This is a genomic window from Chromobacterium indicum (genome assembly GCF_039708975.1).
Taxonomy (GTDB): Bacteria; Pseudomonadota; Gammaproteobacteria; order Burkholderiales; family Chromobacteriaceae; genus Chromobacterium; species Chromobacterium piscinae.
In genome coordinates this window covers 293,173-315,643 of the sequence record NZ_JAYFSJ010000004.1, presented here as the reverse complement: position 1 = coordinate 315,643, position 22,471 = coordinate 293,173, and the positions used below count along the sequence as shown (strand labels likewise).

Below are 22,471 nucleotides of genomic sequence, written 5' to 3'. Positions count from 1 at the left end.
ATACCGCGGCCGCGGACCGGCAGGGAGCATGCCCATGTTCTGGAATTCCCTAATGGCCAAACCGCCATAGAGCTTCTACTTTACCCACAACAACAACCGGCACGAGCCGGGCCTGACACTACAACGCTACAAATGGATGGAGATCCCTACATGAAACTGAAGCATGCCGCGCTGGCCGTCTGCGCCAGCCTCGCCCTCTCCGGATTCGCCCAGGCGGCCGGCGAGATCGTCATCAAATTCAGCCACGTGGTGTCGCCGGACACCCCCAAGGGCAAGGCCGCCGAATACTTCAAGAAGCTGGCCGAGCAACGCACCCACGGCAAGGTGAAGGTCCAGGTCTACCCCAACAGCCAGCTGTACAAGGACAAGGAAGAGCTGGAGGCGCTGCAGCTGGGCGCGGTGCAGATGCTGGCCCCCAGCCTGGCCAAGTTCGGCCCGCTGGGCGTGAAGGAATTCGAAGTCTTCGACCTGCCCTATGTGTTCGACAACTACGACCAGGTCAACAAGGTGATGCACGGTCCGCTCGGCAAGCAATTGCTGGGCAAGCTGGAGGGCAAGGGCATCAAGGGCCTGGCCTACTGGGACAACGGCTTCAAGAATTTCTCGGCCAACAAGCCGATCAAGACCCCGGCCGACCTCAAGGGCATGAAGATCCGCATCCAGTCGTCCAAGGTGCTTGAGGAAGAAATGCGCACCCTGGGCGCGTTGCCGCAGGTGATGGCCTTCTCCGAGGTCTACCAGGCGCTGCAGACCGGCGTGGTGGACGGCACCGAGCTGGAAGCGTCCAACCTGTACACCAGCAAGGCCTACGAAGTGCAGAAGAACCTGACGCTGACCCAGCACGGCTTCCTCGGCTACGCGCTGATCGTCAACAAGAAGTTCTGGGACGGTTTGCCGGCCGACGTCCGCACCCAGCTGGACAGCGCGGTGCAGGACGCCTCCGTCTACGCCAACAAGATCGCCAAGGAAGAGAACGACAAGGCCGTGGCGGCGATCAAGGCATCCGGCAAGACCAAGGTCTACGTCCCCACGCCGCAGGAGCGCGACGCGTTCAAGAAAGCGCTGCTGCCGGTGCACCAGAAAATGGCTTCCCGCATCGGCCCCGATCTGCTAAAGCAGATTTATAAAGAAACCGGTTTCAACCCCGGCAAGTAACAGGCCGACGGCCGCGCATCGCCCGATGCGCGGCTGCGCTGCGCGCATAGGAAATCCCGCCATGCTGAAATTCCTCGACCACCTCGAGGAGTGGATGATTGCCTGTCTGATGGGTGCCGCCACCCTGATCACTTTCGTAGCCGTGCTGCACCGCTACGGCTCCGGCATTCCCGCTCTTCAACCGTATCTCGCCCACATCAATCTGGCGTGGGCGCAAGAACTCACCGTCTATCTGTTCGTCTGGATGGCCAAGTTCGGCGCCGCCTACGGCGTGCGCACCGGCATCCACGTCGGCGTCGACGTGCTGATCAACCGCCTGCCCGACAAGACCCGCGGCCGCTTCATCGTGTTCGGCCTGCTGGCCGGCGCGCTGTTCACCGGCGCAGTCGCCGTGATGGGCGGCGATTTCGTCTGGAACATCGCCCACACCGACCAGACCTCGCCCGACCTGGAAGCGCCGATGTGGCTGGTCTACCTGGCCATCCCGGCCGGCTCCACGCTGATGTGCTTCCGCTTCCTGCAGGTGGCCTGGAACTTCGTCAAGACCGGCAGCCTGCCCAAGCATGACCACGACCACGTCGACGGCATCGAAGGCGACGACACGCTGGACAACCTTCACCCGCGCGACATGCATCACGGAGGCCGTCCATGAGCGCCCTGATCATCTTCGGCCTGCTGCTGGCGCTGATGCTGACCGGCATGCCGATCTCCATCTCGCTGGGCCTGACCGTCCTCACCTTCCTGTTCACCATGACCGACGTGCCGATCACCTCCGTCGCGCTCAAGTTGTTCACCGGCATCGAGAAGTTCGAGATCATGGCGATCCCCTTCTTCATCCTGGCCGGCAACTTCCTGATGCACGGCGGCGTGGCGCGGCGGATGATACGCTTCGCCACCACCCTGGTCGGCCACTGGTACGGCGGCCTTGGCCTCGCCGGCGTGGTGTCCTGCGCGCTGTTCGCGGCGATCACCGGCTCCTCGGTCGCCACCGTCGTCGCCGTCGGATCCATCATCCTGCCGGCGATGCTGAAGCAAGGTTACCCGGCCCGCTTCGGCGCCGGCGTGATCACCACTTCCGGCGCGCTGGGCATCCTGTTTCCGCCGTCGATCAACCTGGTGATGTTCAGCATCGCCACCGCCGGCATGAGCGTCACCGGCCCGGACGGCAACGCGGTCTCCACCGCCTCGGTCGGCCAGCTGTTCATTGCCGGCGTGCTGCCCGGCCTGTGCCTGTCCTTTCTATTGGGCATGACTACCTGGTTCCGCGCCAGGAAGTTCGACTATCCGCGCCTGCCCAAGGCCAGCTGGGGCGAGCGCTGGAGCGCGTTCCGCGACTGCGTGTGGGGCCTGCTGCTGATCGTGCTGGTGATAGGCGGCATCTACAGCGGCGTGTTCACCCCCACCGAGGCGGCGGCGATGGCCGCGGTGTACGCCTTCGTGATCGCGGTGTTCGTCTACAAGGACATGAAGCTGCCGGACGTGCCCAAGGTGCTGATCAACGCCGCGTCGATGAGCGCGATGCTGCTCTACATCATCACCAACGCGGTGCTGTTTTCCTTCCTGATGGCGTCCGAGCAGATCCCGCAGACCATGGCGGCCTGGATGGCCAGCCAGGGCTTCGGCATCGTCGCCTTCCTGCTGCTGACCAACATCCTGCTGCTGGCGGCCGGCAACTTCATGGACCCGTCGGCCATCGTGCTGATCATGGCGCCCATCCTGTATCCGGTGGCGGTGAAGCTGGGCGTCAACCCGGTGCACTTCGGCATCCTGATCGCGGTCAACATGGAAGTGGGCATGTGCCACCCGCCGGTGGGATTGAACCTTTACGTCGCGTCGGGGATCACCAAGATGGGGATCACCGAGCTGACGGTGGCGGTGTGGCCGTGGCTCTTGACCATGCTGGGCTTCCTGCTGGCCGTCACCTTCATCCCGGAAATCTCGCTGTGGCTGCCGCGGATGCTGGGCATGATGAATTGAGCTTCCCGCGTCAGATGACATGCCGCCGCGATGGGCTTTGCCCGTCGCGGCTTTTGTCCGACACGGCATAGCCCGGGCCTGGCATAAGTCTTATAATGCGAGGCTGATTCTCCCTTACCAACATAAAAGAACATCTCTCAATCAGGAGCCTGCGAATGGACGAGCAATTGCGCCAAAGCGCACTGGAGTTTCACCAGTTCCCGACACCGGGCAAGATTCAGGTTGCCCCGACCAAGCCGCTGACCACCCAGCGCGATCTGGCACTGGCCTACTCCCCCGGCGTGGCCGCCCCATGCGACGCCATCGTCGAAGACCCGCTCAACGCCTACAAGTACACCGCCCGCGGCAACCTGGTGGCCGTGATCTCCAACGGCACCGCGGTGCTGGGCCTGGGCAACATCGGCGCGCTGGCCAGCAAGCCGGTGATGGAAGGCAAGGGCGTATTGTTCAAAAAATTCGCCGGCATCGACGTGTTCGACATCGAAGTCAACGAACTGGATCCTGACAAGCTGGTGGACATCATCTGCTCGCTGGAGCCGACCTTCGGCGGCATCAACCTGGAAGACATCAAGGCGCCGGAGTGCTTCTACATCGAGAAGAAGTGCCGCGAGCGCATGGGCATCCCGGTCTTCCACGACGACCAGCACGGCACCGCCATCGTGGCCGCCGCCGCGGTGCTGAACGGCCTGCGCCTGGTGAAGAAGGAAATCGGCGAAGTGCGCGTGGTGGCCTCCGGCGCCGGCGCCGCCGCCATCGCCTGCCTGGACCTGTTGGTGGCCCTGGGCGTGAAGCGCGAAAACATCACCATCTGCGACTCCAAGGGCGTGGTCTTCATCGGCCGCGACGAGAAGCTGGACGAGTCCAAGCTGCGTTACGCCATCAAGGACAACGGCTGGCGCAAGCTGGCCGACGCGATGGCCGGCTCCGACATCTTCATGGGCCTGTCCGGCCCGCGCCTGGTGTCGCAAGACATGGTCAAGTCCATGGCCCGCGATCCGCTGATCCTGGCGATGGCCAACCCGGAACCGGAAATCCTGCCGCCGCTGGTCAAGGAAGTGCGCCCGGACGCCATCATCGGCACCGGCCGCTCGGACTTCCCGAACCAGGTCAACAACGTGCTGTGCTTCCCCTTCATCTTCCGCGGCGCGCTGGACGTGGGCGCCACCACCATCAATGAAGAGATGAAGCTGGCCACCGTGCGCGCGATCGCCGACCTGGCGATGGCCGAACAAAACGACGTGGTGGCCACCGCCTACGGCGACCAGGAATTGTCCTTCGGTCCGGAATACGTGATTCCCAAGCCGTTCGACCCGCGCCTGATCGTCAAGATCGCCCCGGCCGTGGCCAAGGCCGCGATGGATTCCGGCGTCGCCACCCGCCCGATCGAGGACTTCGACGCCTACGCCGACCAGCTGGCCCAGTTCGTGTACAAGACCAACTTGTTCATGAAGCCGGTGTTCGCCCAGGCCAAGAAGGATCCGAAGCGCGTGGTGATGACCGAGGGCGAGGACGAGCGCGTGCTGCACGCCACCCAGGAAATCGTCACCCAGGGCCTGGCCAAGCCGATCCTGGTGGGCCGCCCCAGCGTGATCGAGAAGCGCATCGAAAAACTGGGCCTGAAGCTGCGCCCGGGCATCGATTTCGAACTGGTCAACAACGAATCCGATCCGCGCTTCAACACCTACTGGCAGGACTACTACCAGCTGATGAAGCGCAAGGGCGTGTCGCAGGAACAGGCTCGCCGCCGCGTGATCGGCAACACCACGCTGATCGGCGCGATGATGGTGCGCCGCGGCGACGCCGACGCGCTGATTTGCGGCACCTACGGCCCGTACCGCCAGCACTTCGACATCCTGGAGAACGTGCTCGGCTACGCCAATGAAGACAAGGTGGCCAGCGCGATGAACGCGCTGATCCTGCCGACCGGCAACATCTTCATCACCGACACCTACGTCAATGCCGAGCCGAACGCCGAGCAGCTGGCCGCCATCACCAAGATGGCGTCCGAGTCCATCCAGCGCTTCGGCATCCAGCCGAAGGCCGCGCTGCTGTCCAACTCCAGCTTCGGCGCGCTGAACACCGCGTCGGCGCAGAAGATGCGCGCCGCCTTCGACCTGATCCGCGAAGCTCAGCCGGAGCTGGAAATCGACGGCGAAATGCAGGGCGACGCCGCGCTGGTGGAAAGCATCCGCCAACAGGCGATGCCGGATTCCACGCTGAAGGGTTCGGCCAACCTGTTGATCATGCCGAACGTGGAAGCCGCCAACATCAGCTACAACCTGCTGCGCGTGTCGGCGTCCGACGGCGTGACCATCGGCCCGATCCTGATGGGCATGGCCAAGCCGGCTCACATCCTGACCCCGATCTCGTCAGTGCGCCGCATCGTCAACATGGTGGCGCTGGCCTCGGTCGACGCCCAGGTTGCCGTACAACAGGGCTGATCCGGCGTCTCAGGCGTCTTATACTGAACGGGCAAGCATCGCTTGCCCGTTTTTCATTGCAGGAAAATGTCGATGAGCCAAGAAAACCACAACGACCCGTTCGCCCTGTTCCGCCAGTTCTGGCAACAAGCCACGCCGCCCGGCATGCAGGCCTTCCTGCCGCCGATGTCGGAAGAGGAGATCGACCGCAAGCTGGCCGAGCTGAAAGTGGTGGAAGGCTGGCTGACCATGAACATGGGCGTGCTGGCGATGCAGATCAAGACGCTGGAAATGCAGAAAGCCGCCTTGCACTCGATGCGGCCGAAAGACCCGCCCATTGGCTGAGCCCCGGGCTCCGCTGCGCTGGGCGCCGCTTTTGGCGCTGTGCCTGCTGTGGCTGCTGCCGGGCCTGGTCGGCCACGAACCCTGGAAGCCTGACGAAGCCTACACCTTCGGCCTGGTGCGCCATATCGCCGCCAGCGGCGACTGGGTGGTGCCCACGCTGGCCGGCGAACCCTTCATGGAAAAGCCGCCGCTGTTCTTCATCAGCGCCGCCTGGACCATGCGTCTGTTCGAGGGCTGGCTGGGCGCGCCCGACGCCGCCCGGCTCGCCGCCGGCTTCTGGAACCTGATCGCCTGGCTGGGGCTTGCCGCCGCCGCGCGAGGCCTGTTCGGCCCCGGGCATGGCCGCTGGGCGCTGGTGCTGCTGATCGGCACCGTCGGCCTGCCGCTGCGCGCCCATCAACTGATCACCGACACCGCACTGCTGGCCGGCTTCTGCTGGGGATTGGCGGGATTGAGCCTGGCGTTGATCCGCCCGCTATCCGCCGGGCTGATGCTGGGCGCCGGCGCCGCCATCGCCTTCCTCAGCAAGGGCCTGCTCGGCCCGGGCTGTCTGGCCGCCGCCGCGCTGGCGCTGCTCGCGCATCGCGACTACCGCCGGCCCGCCTATCTGAAAACCCTCGCCATCGCGCTGGCCGCCGCGCTGCCGCTGCCGCTGTGGTGGATGGTCAGCCTGTACCAGCGCAGCCCCGAGCTGTTTCATCTCTGGCTGGACGCCAATAACTTCGGCCGCTTCCGCGGCACCGTCCACCTGGGACCGCGCGCCGCGCGCGGCTTCTACGGACTGACCCTGCCCTGGTACGCGCTGCCGACCTGGCCTCTGGCGCTGTTCGCGCTATGGCGCGCCGCGCGCGCGCGGCAGGACTGGCCCGCCATCCTGCCGCCGCTGGCGGTGGCCGGCTGCACGCTGGCGGTGCTGGCCTCGGCGGCAGACGCCCGCGAACTGTACGCGCTGCCGCTGTTGCCGCCGCTGGCGCTGCTGGCCGTGGCGGGGCTGCGCGGCCTGGGCCGCCCCCCGCGCTGGCTCAACATCGCGCTGGCGCTGCTGCTGTGCGCGCTGACCGCCTATATGCTGCTCTGCGCCGCCGCGCTGAGCTTCCCCCTGGACATCCATCCCGCGCGGGAATGGCTGGGCAGACGCTTCCATGGCTGGACGCCGCAGTTCCAGCCCGGGCGCTGGCTGCTGTTCGCCGCCGCGGCGGCGCTGCTCGTCTGGTGCTGGCGGCAGCCATTGGCCGACGGTTATCGCCTGATCTGGCGCTGGAGCGTTGGCCTGACCCTGCTCTGGTGCGGCATGGCTACGCTATGGCTGCCGGCGTTGGACCACGGCATGCGCTACCGCGAAGCCTTCGCCGCGCTGAAACCCGGCCCGGCGGCCCTGATCCGGCCCGGAGACTGCGTCGCCAGCCTGGGCCTGGGCGAGCCCCAGCGCGCCTTGCTGGAATACTACGCGGGCCTGCGCACGCAACGCCTGGAAGCCGCGGGCGGCTCCGGCAGCTGCCGCTGGCTGCTGCTGCAAACGCTGCACGACCAGATTCCGCCGCCCTACGACAAATTGTATCCCGTCTACGTTTTCCAACGGCCGGGCGACCACAAGGAACGCTTCCGCTTGTATAGCCTGAGGTGAATTGGCATTTTTCATCATGACAGCGCTATCCTGCGTCACATTCCGTCACACTGTCCCACATAACTATTAACAAATTCTTGTGCAAATTTATCTTATCCTGACATTCCCAAGGATGAGGTATTGCATGACTGTCACAAACTCCGTGGATTTGTTCTGGTCGCTGGCGACGGGTGAGTTCTCCCGGCGCGACGGTTTCGATCAAGGCAAGAACCGCTTCAAATTCGTCTTCCGCGGCATGCTGACGCTGCCGTGGACGCTGCGCTGGCTGGATACCTTCCGCCAGTCGCAGACGCTATTGACCTATCTGCGCCGCAATCCACGGCTGGCCAGCAAGCTCCACCGCCCCTACCTGTACCGCTCGCTGGGATGCCGCGGCAAGCTGGAGGCGCTATGCGCGCACTACCAGCTGCTGGAGCAGCGCTTCTCCGCCGACATCCGCGCCCAGTTGCTGTCCAGCGCGCCGCTGCGCCTGGCCGATATCGCCGGCAAGAACGATTGCCGCCTGCTGTTGCTGCTCACGCATCAACACAACTTCGACAAGGAAGGGGAAATGTCGCTGCAGGTTTGCGACGCGGAGCAAGTGCCGCTGGCCACGCTGACCTTCACGCTGACCCGCCGCGGCGACAAGATGGCGATAGTGATCGGCGGCCTGCAGGGCCCGCGCAAACCCTATGGCGCGGAGCAGGTGCAGCTGGCGACCAAGGCCGCCCATGGCCTGTTCCCGAAACGGCTGGCGATGGAAGCGCTGACCGCGCTGGCGCGCAAGATCGGCGCGGACGAGATTCTGGCAGTCGGCAACAGGGAGCACATCTACAGCTCCTGGCGCTATCGCCGGCATTTCTTCGCCGACTACGACAGCTTCTGGCAAACCATGGAAGCCGAGGCCGCGGACGACAAGCTGCGCTTCTACCGCATCCCGCTGACGCTGCCGCGCAAGGCGATGACCGACATCGCCAGCAAGAAGCGTTCGGAATACCAGCGCCGCTACAACCTGCTGGACGATCTCACCGCCCAGACCCTGGCCGCCGTTTGAAGTCCGGTCAGGCCGGGCGCTCCAGCGTGAACGCCTCCTCTGCCAGGCTGTAGCGGTTGCCGCCCAGCTTGCCCACCGCCTGCAAGGCCTGCTCGTCTATCGCGCCGTCGCGCCACAGGCCGTCGGCGACATGGATGTATTTCACTTCGGCCAGCACCAGGTTGCCGGCGCCGCTGCCGTGGCCGAAGGTCAGGCACTGGTGCAACGCGCACTCCAGCCTCACCGGCGCCTCGGCCACGCCCGGCGGCTTGACCGTCACGCTGCCCATCTTGGCCACGCCGGCCAGCTCGAACTCGTCGATGTCGGCCGGATAGGCGCCGCAACTGGCGTTCATCGCCGCCGCCAGCGGCTGGCTGACGATGTTGACCACCAGCTCGCCAGTCAGGCGGATATTGGCCAGCGTGTCCTTGTCCCGCTCCGGCGCCTGCTTCAGGATGCTGATGCCGAGCAGCGGCGGATTGACGCTCATCACGTTGAAGAAGGAAAACGGCGCCAGATTGCACACGCCTTTCAAATCCTGAGTGCTGACCCAGGCGATGGGACGCGGCAACACGCAGCCCACCAGCAGCTGATACAGATTCGTCCGTTCCAATTGCTGCACATTGAACTCCATCTCGTTCTTTCACCTGCGTCAGACTTCGAATGCCAACATTCTAATGTGCATGGCCGCCGCCGCACCAGCCGCTTTTTGTCGGCGATTCAACTGGTTTGCCACAGCGCCAGCCGTTAAAATGCCGGGATGAACGCACCCCGCTTTGTCCATCTTCGCCTCCACTCGGAGTTTTCCATCACCGACGGCATCGTCCGCCTCGACGACGCGGTCAAGCGCGCCGTCAAGGATCAGATGCCCGCGCTCGGCGCGTCCGACCTGATGAATCTGTTCGGCATGGTCAAGTTCTACAAGAGCTGCCGCAACAAGGGCATCAAGCCCATCGTGTCGGCCGACATCTGGCTGGAGAACGAGGAAGACCGGGACAAGCCTTACCGTTTGCTGCTGACGGCGAAGAACCGCGAGGGCTACCGCCGGCTGTGCGAACTGCTGACCGAGGCGTTCAGCCACAACCAGTACCGCGGCCGCGCCGAGATCAAGCGCGAATGGCTGGCGTCCGGCGACAACAGCAACCTGCTGTGCCTGTCCGGCGCCCACCTGGGCGACGTCGGCATCGCCTTGTCCATGGGCCAGCGCGACGAGGCGCGACGCCGCGCGGAGTACTGGGAAAAGCTGTTCCCGGGCGCGTTCTATCTGGAAATCCAGCGCGTGGACAGCGCCCAGGTGGAAAACGTGGTGCAGGCCACGCTGTGGCTGGCCGGCGAGCTGGAGCTGCCGGTAGTCGCCACCCACCCGATCCAGTTCATGGAGAAGGAAGACTTCAAGGCGCACGAGGCGCGAGTGTGCATCGCAGAAGGCTACACCCTGGGCGACAAACGCCGGCCGCGCAGCTTCAACGAATGCCAGTATTTCCTCAGCGCCGAAGAAATGGAAGCCCGCTTCGCCGATATCCCGGAGGCGCTGGCCAACACGGTCGAAATCGCCAAGCGCTGCAATATCTCGGTGGTGCTAGGCAAGAACTACCTGCCGCTGTTCCCGACGCCGGACGGCATGTCGCTGGACGACTTCCTGGTCCACGAAGCCCAGCGCGGCCTGGAGGAGCGGCTGAAGCAGCTGTACCCGGACGAGGCGGAACGCCTGGAGAAACGCCCGGAGTACGACGCCCGGCTGAAGTTCGAGTGCGACACCATCATCCAGATGGGCTTCCCCGGCTACTTCCTGATCGTGGCGGACTTCATCCAGTGGGGCAAGGCCAACGGCTGCCCGGTGGGTCCGGGCCGGGGTTCCGGCGCCGGCTCGCTGGTGGCCTACAGCCTGTCCATCACCGATCTGGATCCGCTGAAGTACGCGCTGCTGTTCGAACGCTTCCTGAACCCGGAACGGGTGTCCATGCCCGACTTCGACGTCGACTTCTGCCAGGAAAACCGCTGGCGGGTGATCGAATACACCCGCCGCAAGTACGGCGAGGAGGCGGTGAGCCAGATCGCCACCTTCGGCACCATGTCGTCCAAGTCGGTGATCCGCGACGTCGGCCGGGTGCTGGACCTGCCCTTCGGCCTGTGCGACCGCCTGTCCAAGCTGATTCCGCTCGAGGCCAACAAGCCGCTGAGCCTGACCAAGGCGATGGAGGTGGAGCCTCAGATCGGCGAGATCATCGAGAGCGAAGGCGCGGGCGAGCTGATCGAGCTGGCGATGACGCTGGAAGACCTGACCCGCGGCATCGGCATGCACGCCGGCGGCGTCTTGATCGCGCCGGGCAAGCTGACCGACTTCTGTCCGCTGTACATCGCCAGCGGCGACGGCGCCTCGCCCGTCTCCCAGTTCGACAAGGACGACGTCGAGCAGATCGGCCTGGTGAAGTTCGACTTCCTGGGCCTGCGCAACCTGACAATCATCGAGCTGGCGCAGAAGTACATCAAGGACACCACCGGCGAGGACGTGGACGTCGCCCACCTGCCGCTGGACGACAAGCCCGCCTACAAGGTGTTCGCCACCGCCAACACCACCGCCGTGTTCCAGTTCGAGTCCACCGGCATGAAGAAGATGCTGGTGGAGGCCAAGCCCAGCAAGTTCGAGGAAATCATCGCCTTCGTGGCCTTGTACCGCCCGGGCCCGATGGACCTGATCCCGGACTTCATCCAGCGTATGCACGGCGCCAAGTTCGAGTACCTGCACCCGCTGTTGGAGCCGGTGCTGGCGCCGACCTACGGCATCATGGTGTACCAGGAGCAGGTGATGCAGTCGGCCCAGGTGATCGGCGGCTACTCTCTCGGCGGCGCCGACTTGCTGCGCCGCGCGATGGGCAAGAAGAAGGTCGAGGAAATGGTGGCGCAGCGCGCCATGTTCGTGGAAGGCGCCGACAAGCAGGCCATTCCGGAATCCAAGGCCAACGAAATCTTCGACTACATGGAGAAGTTCGCAGGCTACGGCTTCAACAAGTCGCACGCCGCCGCCTACGCGCTGGTGGCCTACCACACCGCCTGGCTGAAGGCCCACCACTGCGCGGCCTACATGGCGGCGACGATGTCCACCGAATTGGACAACACCGACCAGCTGAAGGTGTTCTACGACGACTGCCAGGACAGCAAGAACGGCATCGATTTCCTGCCGCCAGACGTCAACCACGGCTTCTACCGCTTCGTGCCGGTCAACCGCAAGCAAATCCGCTACGCGCTGGGTGCGATCAAGGGCACCGGCGAATCGGCGGTCAACCACATCGTCGAGGCGCGCGAAGCCGGCGGACCGTTCACCGACCTGTTCGATTTCTGCAAACGCACCGACAAGAAGCTGGTCAACAAGCGCGTGATCGAGGCGCTGATCCGCGCCGGCGCCTTCGACGCCATCGAACCCAACCGCGCGCTGCTGTTCGCCAACGTCGGCCTGGCGATGGAAGCCGCCGAGCAGGAGCACGCCAACGCCAACCAGGGCGGCCTGTTCGACATGTTCGGCGACGACGTCGCGCCGGCGGTGGAAATGGTGGCCACCCGGCCGTGGAGCGACGCGGTCAAGCTGGCCGAGGAAAAGCTCGCGATCGGCTTCTACCTGTCCGACCACCCGTTCTCCTCTTACGAGAAAGAAGTGCGCGGCTTCATCAAGACCACGCTGTCCCGCCTCAGCCCACGCAAGGAGCCGCAGCTGTTGGCCGGCTTCGTCACCGGCATCCGGGTCAAGGTGGGCAACCGCGGCAAGATGGCCTTCGTCCAGCTGGACGACGGCACCGCCAAGCTGGAAGTCAGCCTGTTCGCCGAGAGCTTCGAGCTGAACCGCGACAAGCTGAAGGAGGACGTGGTGCTGGTGGTGGAAGGCAAAGTCAGCGAGGACAGCTTCTCCGGCGGCCTGCGCATCGTCGTAGACAAGCTGCACAGCCTGGGCGAGGCGCGCAGCCGCTACGCCCGCGGCCTGGCGCTGCAGCTGCCGGCCAAGCCCGACATCGCCCGCCTGAAGGCGGAACTGCATCCGTTCAAGAGCCAGGACGCCGGCAGCCTGGTGCGGCTGGCCTACAACAACGGCAAGGCCAAGGGCGAACTGATGCTGCCGCAGGAATGGGGCGTGCGCCTGGACGACGGCCTGCTGCTGGCGCTGACCGAGTGGCTGGGAGAAGGCAAGGTCAGAGTGCTGTGGTAAGGCCCCGGCGCCAAGCCGCTTCTTCCCGCGCCGCCGTTCGCTCGAACGGCGGCGTTTTTCATTCCGGCGCGCCGCCTTGCCAGCGGCCGCTCCCTGTCCCTATCATGCCGATGAGCGCCTGAAACGCGGGCGGCGCCTGGCCGGCGTCAGCTGGAAACCCAAGCCTGGCGGGCATTGTCGCTCCGCTGTCGCCTATCTGTCGCCCCGCTGTCGTTGTCTCTTGCCCTAAGCGCCGCCACACTGCGTCCAGTGATCGAACGGAGGTTTTATGCTGATACAGAAACTGAGGCTACAACGCGGCTGGTCGCAACAACAACTGGCTGATCTGAGCGGTCTGAGCGTGCGCACCGTCCAGCGCATCGAGCGCGGCCAGGGCGCCAGCGTCGAGTCGCTGAAGTCGCTGGCCTCCGTGTTCGAGATCGATTTCTCGGAACTGAACCAGGAGCCCGCCATGACCGACTTGACCGCCCCCGATACCGCCGCCGCGCCAGTAGCCTCCCGCGAACTGGAAGAAATGCTGGCGCTGCAACACGTGAACCGCCTCAAGCGCTTTTACCGCCACCTGGCGCAATACGCGCTGGTGATGGCGCTGCTGGCCGCGGTCAATCTGCTGACCTCGCCGCACCGACTATGGGTGGTCTGGCCGGCGCTGGGTTGGGGCATAGGCCTGCTGCTGCAGGCGGTCAACACTTTCGAGCTGCTGCCCATCCTGGGCCCGGACTGGGAGAAGCGGCAGGTGGAGAAGCGGCTGGGCCGCAAGCTGTCGTCCTGACAAGCGGACGCCTGAGCGGCGCCCGCCAGGCCTGGGCACCGCTCAGCCGGTGACGCTGGCGGCGCCGGTTTCCACGTGGCCGACCAGGCGGCGCAGGAAGTTGGCGTCGTTAGTGCAACTGACGGTGAAGTCGTACCAGCCGTACACGCCGGACAGGTTCCAGCTCAGTATCTGGCTGCCGCCGTTCGCCACGCTGACCTGCTGCGGCGCGGAGCCGCCGTAGCCGTTGCCGCTGATCTGGAAGGTCACCGGCGATTTGCCGCCGTTGCTCAGCTGCAGCGTCAACTGCGGCACGCCCGCCACCACCGATGCCGCGCCCACCGCCTCCAGCACGCCGGTCGCGCTGCGGAGATTGCCGACGAAGCGGCGCAGGAAGCCGTTCGGGCCATACATCGTCAGGTCGTAGAACCCGCCGCCGTAAGTCTGGGCGTGGAAATAGTCCTTGATCTCGCCGCCGGCCGGCACGTCGTACTGCCACGGGCCGTCGCTGCGGTACTGGTTGGCGTAGATCGAATAGTGGACAGCCTGGCTGCCGCTGTTCTGCATGTGCGTCCAGAAGATGCCGCCGGCGACGTCGGTGCTGCCGTAGCCGTTGCACTGGTAAGGCAGCGCCCGCGCCGGACGGCGGCCGCCATCGGCCAGCGGCATCTGGCCCGGCACCGGCGCGGTCGGCGCCGGCCAGTTCTTGCTCTGCTGCGCCTGGGTCAGCAGCGCGGCGGTATCGGGGAAGGCCGGCACGCTGGGGTTGCGATTGGAGAAATCCAGCGCGCTGGAAAGATCGCCGCAGACCTGCCGGCGCCAGGCCGAGATGTTCGGCTCCTGCACGCCGGTCCAGGTTTCCAGGAAGCGGATCACCGAGGTGTGGTCGAACACTTGCGAACAGACATGGCCGCCGCGGCTCCACGGCGACAGCACCAGCATCGGCACCCGCGGCCCCAGGCCGATGGGCTTGCCGCCGATGAACTCGGCGGCGGTTCCTGCCGGCGGCACCGGCGGCGGCATGTGATCGAACAGGCCGTCGTTTTCGTCGTAATTGAGCAGCAGCACGGTGGACGCCCATACGTCCGGATTGGCGGTCAGCGCCTGCAGCACGCGGTCCAGCAGGTAGGCGCCGGCGGCCGGCGGCGCGCTCGGGTGTTCGGAATACGCTTCCGGCGCGACGATCCACGACACCTGCGGCAGCGTGCCGTTGACCGCGTCGTTGCGGATGGCGGCCACCAGATCCTGCACCGAGTTGCCGCTGACCTTGGGCACCGAGCTCATGCCGCGGTCGCACAACGGATTGCCCGGCTTGGCGCTGCGGTACTGGTTGAACCAGGCCAGCGCGTTGTCGTCGTAGTTGTCGCCCAGCACTTGGTACACCTTCCAGCTGACGCCGGCCGCCTGCAGCCGCTCCGGATAGGTGGTCCAGCTGTAGCCCTTCTCGCTGTTGTCTATCACCGGCCCGCCGTTCTTGCCGGCCGGGTCCACCATGCCGCTCCACAGGTAGAGTCGGTTGGGATTGGTCGGCCCCTGCACCGAGCAGAAATAGTGGTCGCACAGCGTGAAGGCGTCGGCCAGCGCGTAATGGTAAGGAATGTCTGCGCGGGTGAAGTAGCCCATGGTCAGGCTGCTCTTGGCCGCGATCCAGCCATCGTACTTGCCCTGGTTCCAGGCGGCGTGGGTGCCGGTCCAGGAGTGGTCCAGATCGGTCAGGTACTGGGCGTTGGTGCGGCTGGTGTCCAGGCGGAACGGGTATTCGCCGTTGGACAGATTGGGCTGGCGGAACACGCTGCTGCCGTTGCGCAGCTGCAGCGCGCTGCGGTCGCCGAAGCCGCGCGCGCCGCCCAGCGCGCCGAAATAATGGTCGAAAGACCGATTTTCCTGCATGAACACCACCACATGCTTGACCGCCGACAGGCTGCGCCCGGCCGGACGTATCGCCATCGCGGCGGCAAGGCCCGGCGGCAGCGCGCCGGCGGCCATGCCGGCGGCCGACAGCTTGATAAACTCACGACGTGACATCTCGCTCATGACAACGCTCCGTAAATTTTCAGGATTCATGACCCTGGCAAGCCAGGCCAAGCGCGCAGTGTGCTCATGCAATGTGATGGCTTGATTAAAGGACAGCCGGCGGCGATCGGCGAGGCGCCGCTGGCAGACCGGACAGCGAAACCGGATTCGGTCCGCCGCGTCCGCTTCCCTTTTCCATCCGGCGCGCATCGATTAACCTTGCCCGCTCGACACACCCAAGCAGGATGCCCGCCATGCAGTTACGCCAGGTCCGCCTGTCCGACCTTCCCGCCGTGTTCGCCATCGAGCAGGCGGTGTTCGGCAGCCACGTCTACCCCGACTTCTTTTTCCGCCAGGCGCTGGACCTGTGGCCGGACTGGTTCTGGCTGGCCGAAGACGAGACCGGCGCGCCCGCCGGCTACGCGCTGGGCGCGCCGTCCCAGGAGCCGGACCAGTTGTGGCTGCTGTCGCTGGCGCTGCTGCCGTCCTGCCGCGGCCGCGGCGCCGGCAAGGCCTTGATGCTGGCGGCGCTGCAGGCGATGCAGCCGCGCGCACGCAGCATCCGCCTGACCGTGGACCCGGCCAATCCGGCGGCGGCGCTGTACCGCAAGCTGGGTTTCGCCGAGATCGGCGCGGAGGCCGACTACTTCGGCCCCGGCGAGGCCCGCTTGCTGCTGGAGTGGCAACCCGGCTGACATGCGCTACACTGGCGCTTTTGCCCGATTGAAGCGCCGATGAAGTCCGCATTGCTACAGCGCCTGCTGGCCGCCCTCACCCTGGCCGCCTGCCTCGGCTATTTCCTGGTCCTGGCGCTGCGCCCGGACTGGCTGTCCGGCTGCGTCGCCGGCCTGCCGCTGTCCATCCTGCTGGCGCTGGCGGTGATCCTGCTGCTGTGCCTAGTATCCACGCTGTACAGCCGCGTGGGCGACGGGGAGGACGCATGAGCGCGTCCCAGCTGCTGTTCCTGGCGCTGACGCTGCTGACCCTGGGCCTGACCGCCGCCGCCCGCCGCCGCACCGCCTCCCTCAATGACTTCTACACCGCCGGCGGCCGTCTGCCCGCCTGGCAGAACGGCTTGGCGCTGGCCGGCGACTACCTGTCCGCCGCCGCCTTCCTCGGCGCCGCCGGCATGTACCTGGGCCAGGGCTACGACTCGCTGGCCTACGCGGTGGGCACGCTGGCCGGCTGGCCGCTGCTGTTGCTGCTGCTGGCCGGACCGCTGCGCAAGCGCGGCCGCTACACGGTGGCCGGCGTGCTCAGCCAGCGCTTCGACCACGCCGGCGTGCGCCTGGTCAGCATCGCCAGTTCGCTGACGGTGACGCTGTGCTATCTGATCGTGCAGCTGGTGGGCGCCGGCAAGCTGATCGAGTTGCTGTTCGGCCTGCCCTATCTGGCCGCCGTCGGCCTGGTGGGCGCGCTGATGATGGCCTACGTGGCGCTGGGCGGCATGCTGGCCGCCACCTGGGTGCAGATCAGCAAGGCCAGCCTGCTGTTCGTCTGCGCGCTGCTGCTGGCCGCCGGCGTACTGGGACGCTACGGCGGCAGCCCGGCCGCGCTGTTCGCCGCCGCTCACCAGCTGCGCGGCGCGGCCGCCTTCCTGCCGAGCCAGGCGCTGGCCAACCCGGTGGAGGCGCTGTCGCTGGGCCTGGGCCTGAGCCTGGGCCTGCTGGGTCTGCCGCACGTGCTGATGCGCTTCTTCACCGTGGCCGACGCCCGCGCCGCGCGCCGCTCGGTAGGCATCGCTACCTGGCTTGTGGCGGCTTTCTTCCTGCTCAACCTGATCATCGGCTACGGCGCGATGACGCTGATCGGCCCCGATCAGCAATTCCACGGCGCGGACGGCAAGCTGATCGGCGGCGGCAATATGGCGGCGCTGCACCTGGCCGAGCTGCTGGGCGGCGACTTCGCCCGCGCGCTGGTGGCCGCGGTGGCCTTCGCCACCATCCTGGCGGTGGTGGCCGGACTGATGCTGGCCGGCGCCAGCGCGGTCAGCCACGATCTGTACGCCAGCTGGCTGAAGCGCGGCCAGGCCGATCCGCGCCGCGAACTCAAGGTGTCGCGGCTGGCCACGCTGGGCCTGGGCCTGGCGGCGATGCTGCTGTCCACCGCCTTCCAGCAGCTGAACATCGCGGTGATGATGGGCCTGGCCTTCGCCATCGCCGCCTCCGCCAATTTTCCTCTATTGCTGCTGGCGCTGAACTGGCGCGGCCTGACCGCCCGCGGCGTGGTGTGGGGCGGCGTCGCCGGCATCGCTTCGTCGCTGGCGCTGATCGTCTGCGGCCCGGCGGTGTGGGTGGCCGCGCTGGGCCACGCCAAGCCGCTGTTCCCCTACACCAACCCGGCGCTGTTCTCGCTGCCGCTGGCCTTCGCCGCGGCCTGGCTGGGATCGCGCCGGCCGAACTAAGATGATGTCTACGCATTAAAAGAAAGCTATCGCAATGAGCAATCTGATCCTGTACGGCAACCGCTACTCCGGCCACAGCTACAAGGTGAGGCTGGCGCTGATGCTGGCCGACATCTCGCATGACTACGTGCACATCGACATCTCGCTGCCGCGCGGCGAGCGGCCGGAAGACTTCCGCGCCGCCAGCCGCTTCGGCGAAGTGCCGGTGCTGGTGGCCGACGGCGTGCCGCTGTGCCAGTCGAACGCGATACTGCAATGGCTGGCCGACAGCTACGGCGCGCTGGGCGGCGCTCTGGGCGAGCGCCAGCGCATGCGCGAATGGCTGAACTGGGAAACCAACCGCCTGGGCCTGTCGCTGCCCAATCTGCGCGTGTCGCGCGCCTACCGCTCCGCCGGCGCGGAAGTGGAAGCCTGGCTGGAAACGCGGCTGCGCGCCGACCTCTCGGTGCTGGAAGCCGAGCTGGCCGAGCGCCGCTACCTGGCCGGCGACCAGATCAGCATCGCCGACGTGTCGCTCAGCGGCTACCTGTGGTGGCTGTCCGACGCCGGCCTGGCTATCGCCGACTGGCCAAATATCCAGGCCTGGCTCGCCCGCATCGCCGCCCAGCCGGGCTGGCAGCATCCTGACGAGCTGATGTCGCCGGACATCCCGGAGTAAGCCCGCCGGCCGCGGCAAGCCGGCAAGTGGTATGGTTGAAGGCTGACGCGCCCTGTTCCCGCCGCGCGGACCGCCGCGAAAAAGACTGAGGAGAACTGATGAGCCGACCCGACTGCATCAAACACTGGAGCGAGCTGCAAAGCGACAGGCCGCGCTATTACTCCGGCAGCCAGGAGCCGCTGTCGCGCGGCAGCCCGCTGGGCAAGCACTACGGCTTCGCCCGGCTCGGCATCCATCATGAGCTGCTGGAGCCGGGCTGCCGCACCAGTTGGCCGCATGCCGAAAAAACCGAAGACGAGTTCGTCCACGTGCTGGAAGGCACGCCCGATGTCTGGCTGGATGGCAGCCTTTACCGGCTACAGCCGGGCGACTCGGTGGGCTTCAAGGCCGGAGACGGCCTGGCCCACACCTTCATCAATAACACCGAACAGATCGTCCGCCTGCTCTGCGTCGGCGACACCGACCGAGCGGACAACCGCATCCATTACGCCGTACATCCCAAACGCAACCAGTTCCTGGGCGCGCTGCACTGGGACGACGCGCCGGAACGCGAGCTCGGCGGCCACGACGGGCTGCCGGACAAGCTGCGCGAAAACGGCGGGCCATTCTGAGAGCCGCCATCCCAACTGGAATCCGCATGAACGATTTTCTGCCCGCCTTGGCCGCCATCGTCGGCCCGCAACATCTGCTGACCAACGACATCGACACCGCGCCGTACACGCTGGACTGGCGTCGCCGCTACCAGGGTGCGCCGCTGGCCGTCGCGCGTCCGGGCTCCACCGCCGAAGTCTCCGAGGTGGTCAAGCTGTGCCGCGCGCACAAGGTGGCCATCGTGCCGCAGGGCGGCAACACCTCCACCTGCGGCGCGGCGACGCCGGACGGCAGCGGCCGCCAGTTGGTGCTGGCGCTGCGCCGGCTGAACGCCATCCGCGATGTCGACACCGACAACAACGCGCTGACCGTCGAGGCTGGCGTCACGCTGCTGGAGGCGCAGCAGGCGGCCGAAGCCGCCGGCCGGCTGTTTCCGCTGTCGTTGGCCTCGCAAGGGACCTGCCAGATCGGCGGCAACCTGTCCACCAACGCCGGCGGGGTGGCGGTGCTGCGCTACGGCACCATGCGCGAGCTGACGCTGGGGCTGGAGGCGGTGCTGCCTGACGGCCGGGTGCTGAACCAGCTGCAGGGACTGCGCAAGGACACGACGGGACTCGACCTGAAGCAGCTGTTCATCGGCGCGGAAGGCCAGCTGGGCCTGATCACCGCCGCCACGCTGAAGCTGTACCCGCTGCCCAGCGCCCATGCCACCGCGGTGGTCGGCGTCGGAGACATCGAGACGGCGATAGACTGGCTGAACCGGCTGCGCCACCGCTTCGGCGACCGCCTGACCGCCTTCGAAGTGATGGGCGCCAGCTGCCAGCAGGTGCTGCTGCGCCACCATCCGTCGCTGATGCCGTTCTCCGCGCCGTGGCTGATTTTGATCGAGCTGTCCGACGGCGGCGATCCGGCGCCGCTCAACGACGCGCTGGTGGAATGGCTGTCCGTGCAAACCATGACCGACGGCGTGGTCGCGCAAAACGAAACCGAGCGCCGCAAGCTGTGGACGCTGCGCGAAGAAATATCGGAAAGCCAGCGCAAGGACGGCCCCAGCATCAAGCACGACATCGCGGTGCCCACCTCGGCGCTGCCGCGGCTGGTACGCGATTGCGCGGCGGACCTGGACCAGGCCTTCCCCGGCGTGCGCATCGTCGCCTTCGGCCATGCCGGCGACGGCAATCTACATTACAACGTCAGCTTCACCCGGCCCGGCAACGCCGACCTGTTCGACGACGAGGACGCGGTCAACGCCATCGTCTACGACCACGTCTACCGGCTGGGCGGCACGCTGGCGGCCGAGCACGGCGTCGGCCAGTTGAAGAAAGACTGGCTGGTCCGCTACAAGGACCCGCTGGCGCTGGAGCTGATGCGGACCATCAAAGCCGCGCTGGACCCGGACGGGCTGATGAATCCGGGCAAGTGGTTGTAAACCCGCGCGCGTGCTCCATCGGAGAGGATGGCAACGATTCAGATCGCCAAGCGGCCGGTAGTGTCTTCCCATTCCTCCCCGCGCCGCCGCCTCTCCAGCGTCAGCGACCGGTACCACGGCGTCGCAGCGCCATCGACGCCCCAGCGCCAGTCCACATGCTCTCCGGCCAACAGCAGCCGGCAAGGCGCGCCCAGCGCGCCCGCCAGGTGCGCCATCGCCGTGTCCACGGCGACCAAACCATCCAGCTCCGCCAGCAACGCCGCGCTGTCGGCGAAATCCCCCAATTGGGAGCCCCACTCAGCCACGCCATGTTCGAGCAACCATTGCCGTTCGACATCGCTCGGCTCCGGCTGCAGCGAAATCCAGTTGACGCCTCGATCCACCAATAGCGGCAGCAAGGCCTCCGGCCCCGGCAACGAGCGGCAGTGGTCGAACGGATGCTCGGCGCGGCCGCGCCAGACCAGGCCGATGTTGCGGCCGGCCGGCAAGCGCTTCCGCCACGCCTGCCGCAACGCCGGATCGGCCTGCAGATAGGTTTCCGCGCGCGGCTCGAACGCGCGCAAGACCCATGGCAGGCTCATCGAAAACACATGGCAATCATGCGGCGGAAAGTCGGCCGGATAAGCGCCGGCCATCGCCTGCCATTCCACCTGCGGCCATTGCCGGCGGAACAGCGGCAACAGCGGCTCGCGGCATAGCGCGATGACTCGCACCGCGCCCTTTTCGAGCAGCGGATTCAAATAGCGGCTGAACTGGATCGCGTCGCCATAGCCCTGCTCGAACAACACCAGCAGCCTCCGCCCCGCCAAGTCCTCCCCTTGCCAGCGCGGCGTCGGCAAAGCGGGATAGCCGGCCGCCTCCAGCCTCGCCTCGTGATTGGCCCAGCCGGCCGCCCAGTCGCCGCGCGCCAGTTGCAGATAGCCGAGATTCTGCCGCAGCCGGCGGTGGTTCGGCGCCGACGCCAGGCCCTGCCCCCATGCCCGCCCGGCCTCGTCGTCCCGCCCTTGCTCGCGCAAGGCCAGGCCCAGCAGGTTCAGCCAGTCGGCGCGGCCAGGCTCCGTCGCCAGCGCCTGCCGCGCCAGGCTTTCCGCCTCCGCCGCGCGGCCGGTGGCGAGCAGCAGCGAGGCCAGATTGGCCAGCGCGGAGCCGGGCGCAGCCGCGTGGGCGGCGCGCAAATGCCGCTCCGCCTCGTCCCAGCGTCGCTGGGCCATCAGCAACAAACCCAGATTGTTGCCGGCGACGACATGGCCCGGCGCCGACTCCAACGCGCGCCGCAGCATGGCTTCGGCCTTCCCGGCCTCCCCCCTATCCTCCAGCAGCCGCCCCAGCAGCTGCAGCGCCTCGGCATCGTCAGGCGCCTCGTCCAGGCAGGCGCGCAGATGCGCTTCCGCCTCGCGACTTAAGCCCTGCGAATCCAGCAGCCGGCCCAGCTGGTAATGGACGGCCGCCCCAGGCTGGGCAGCCAGCCGGCGGCGGAAGCAGGCTTCGGCCTCGGCCAGCCTGCCGGCGTCCTGCAGCAGATTGCCCAGATTGCCCAGGCTCGCCAGATGATCGGGATCGCGCGCCAGTTCGGAGCGGTAGTGAGCTTCGGCGGCGGCCGCGTCGCCGCTCTCTTCGGCTAGCCTGCCCAGATTGAAGCGCGCGTCCGGCGTGGCCGGCTCCAAAGCCAGAGCCTGGCGCCAGCACTGTTCGGCCAACGGCGCTTGGCCGAGGCGCGCGGCGCACACGCCCAGCAGATTCCACAACGGCGCATTGCCGGGCTCGGCCTGCAAACCGCGCTGGGCGGCTCGCAGCGCGCCTTGCAGATCGCCGTCGGCCAACAGGCGCGCGGCTTCAAGCGTATCGGGGGAAAGCAGGGTCATCGCGGCTTCCGAAATCGTTTCACTCCGGATCATCG

General features: G+C 66.6%; 18 protein-coding genes. 15 read left to right on the top strand and 3 right to left on the bottom strand.

Annotated elements, in window-relative coordinates:
• The first annotated feature begins 150 nt into the window (after nucleotides 1-150).
• The 7 genes from VA599_RS07905 (at nucleotide 151) to VA599_RS07875 (ending at nucleotide 8,554) form a co-directional block, all read left to right on the top strand.
• Entirely contained in the window at nucleotides 151-1,155 is a 1,005-nt protein-coding gene (locus tag VA599_RS07905; RefSeq protein WP_104945374.1) for a TRAP transporter substrate-binding protein, read from the top strand.
• Nucleotides 1,156-1,216: 61 nt separating this feature from the next.
• Entirely contained in the window at nucleotides 1,217-1,807 is a 591-nt protein-coding gene (locus VA599_RS07900; RefSeq protein ID WP_346788180.1) for a TRAP transporter small permease, read from the top strand.
• Nucleotides 1,804-3,132: a TRAP transporter large permease gene (locus VA599_RS07895; RefSeq protein WP_346788179.1), complete on the top strand. Its 1,329-nt coding sequence runs from the start codon at nucleotides 1,804-1,806 to the stop codon at nucleotides 3,130-3,132. Before VA599_RS07900 ends, VA599_RS07895 begins: the two co-directional genes overlap by 4 nt.
• 155 nt (nucleotides 3,133-3,287) lie before the next feature.
• Nucleotides 3,288-5,573 carry an NADP-dependent malic enzyme gene (locus VA599_RS07890; RefSeq protein ID WP_346788178.1) on the top strand — a complete coding sequence of 762 codons (2,286 nt, stop codon included), beginning with the start codon at nucleotides 3,288-3,290 and terminating at the stop codon, nucleotides 5,571-5,573.
• A gap of 72 nt (nucleotides 5,574-5,645) precedes the next feature.
• Nucleotides 5,646-5,897, top strand: a complete 252-nt coding sequence (locus tag VA599_RS07885; RefSeq protein WP_021475037.1) for a PhaM family polyhydroxyalkanoate granule multifunctional regulatory protein — start codon at nucleotides 5,646-5,648, stop codon at nucleotides 5,895-5,897.
• Nucleotides 5,890-7,521: an ArnT family glycosyltransferase gene (locus VA599_RS07880; protein ID WP_346788177.1), complete on the top strand. Its 1,632-nt coding sequence runs from the start codon at nucleotides 5,890-5,892 to the stop codon at nucleotides 7,519-7,521. Before VA599_RS07885 ends, VA599_RS07880 begins: the two co-directional genes overlap by 8 nt.
• Before the next feature lie 124 nt (nucleotides 7,522-7,645).
• On the top strand, nucleotides 7,646-8,554 hold the full coding sequence (locus tag VA599_RS07875; RefSeq protein ID WP_346788176.1) for a VirK/YbjX family protein: 909 nt from the start codon (nucleotides 7,646-7,648) through the stop codon (nucleotides 8,552-8,554).
• Between the two features lie 7 nt (nucleotides 8,555-8,561).
• Here VA599_RS07875 and VA599_RS07870 read toward each other — a convergent pair whose 3' ends face one another.
• Nucleotides 8,562-9,155 (bottom strand): flavin reductase family protein, encoded by a 594-nt coding sequence (locus VA599_RS07870; protein WP_200862085.1) that lies wholly within the window; start codon nucleotides 9,153-9,155, stop codon nucleotides 8,562-8,564.
• A 138-nt stretch (nucleotides 9,156-9,293) separates the two neighbouring features.
• Between VA599_RS07870 and dnaE the strand changes: the two genes are divergently transcribed.
• Both dnaE and VA599_RS07860 read left to right on the top strand, forming a co-directional pair.
• Nucleotides 9,294-12,728 carry a DNA polymerase III subunit alpha gene (gene dnaE, locus VA599_RS07865; protein WP_346788175.1) on the top strand — a complete coding sequence of 1,145 codons (3,435 nt, stop codon included), beginning with the start codon at nucleotides 9,294-9,296 and terminating at the stop codon, nucleotides 12,726-12,728.
• Nucleotides 12,729-12,996: 268 nt separating this feature from the next.
• Nucleotides 12,997-13,500: a 2TM domain-containing protein gene (locus VA599_RS07860; protein WP_104945381.1), complete on the top strand. Its 504-nt coding sequence runs from the start codon at nucleotides 12,997-12,999 to the stop codon at nucleotides 13,498-13,500.
• A 42-nt stretch (nucleotides 13,501-13,542) separates the two neighbouring features.
• Here the strand turns inward: VA599_RS07860 and VA599_RS07855 are convergent, their stop codons facing one another.
• Complete coding sequence (locus tag VA599_RS07855; protein WP_346788174.1) at nucleotides 13,543-15,513, bottom strand: phosphocholine-specific phospholipase C; 1,971 nt, start codon at nucleotides 15,511-15,513, stop codon at nucleotides 13,543-13,545.
• A 233-nt stretch (nucleotides 15,514-15,746) separates the two neighbouring features.
• On the opposite strand from VA599_RS07855, the gene VA599_RS07850 reads away from it, so the two are divergent.
• The 6 genes from VA599_RS07850 (at nucleotide 15,747) to VA599_RS07825 (ending at nucleotide 20,574) form a co-directional block, all read left to right on the top strand.
• Nucleotides 15,747-16,187 (top strand): GNAT family N-acetyltransferase, encoded by a 441-nt coding sequence (locus VA599_RS07850; protein WP_346788173.1) that lies wholly within the window; start codon nucleotides 15,747-15,749, stop codon nucleotides 16,185-16,187.
• 39 nt (nucleotides 16,188-16,226) lie between these two features.
• A complete protein-coding gene (locus VA599_RS07845; protein ID WP_021477974.1) occupies nucleotides 16,227-16,436 on the top strand; it encodes a DUF485 domain-containing protein in 210 nt (69 codons plus the stop codon).
• On the top strand, nucleotides 16,433-17,896 hold the full coding sequence (locus VA599_RS07840; RefSeq protein WP_021477973.1) for a sodium:solute symporter family transporter: 1,464 nt from the start codon (nucleotides 16,433-16,435) through the stop codon (nucleotides 17,894-17,896). The genes VA599_RS07845 and VA599_RS07840 overlap by 4 nt, the downstream gene beginning before the upstream one ends.
• A 34-nt stretch (nucleotides 17,897-17,930) precedes the next feature.
• Nucleotides 17,931-18,554, top strand: a complete 624-nt coding sequence (locus VA599_RS07835; RefSeq protein ID WP_346788172.1) for a glutathione S-transferase family protein — start codon at nucleotides 17,931-17,933, stop codon at nucleotides 18,552-18,554.
• 98 nt (nucleotides 18,555-18,652) lie between these two features.
• Nucleotides 18,653-19,165, top strand: a complete 513-nt coding sequence (locus tag VA599_RS07830) for a cupin domain-containing protein (protein WP_346788171.1) — start codon at nucleotides 18,653-18,655, stop codon at nucleotides 19,163-19,165.
• A gap of 26 nt (nucleotides 19,166-19,191) precedes the next feature.
• A complete protein-coding gene (locus tag VA599_RS07825; protein ID WP_346788170.1) occupies nucleotides 19,192-20,574 on the top strand; it encodes an FAD-binding oxidoreductase in 1,383 nt (460 codons plus the stop codon).
• 38 nt (nucleotides 20,575-20,612) lie between these two features.
• Here VA599_RS07825 and VA599_RS07820 read toward each other — a convergent pair whose 3' ends face one another.
• Nucleotides 20,613-22,436 (bottom strand): tetratricopeptide repeat protein, encoded by a 1,824-nt coding sequence (locus VA599_RS07820; protein WP_346788169.1) that lies wholly within the window; start codon nucleotides 22,434-22,436, stop codon nucleotides 20,613-20,615.
• Between the last annotated feature and the right edge of the window lie 35 nt (nucleotides 22,437-22,471).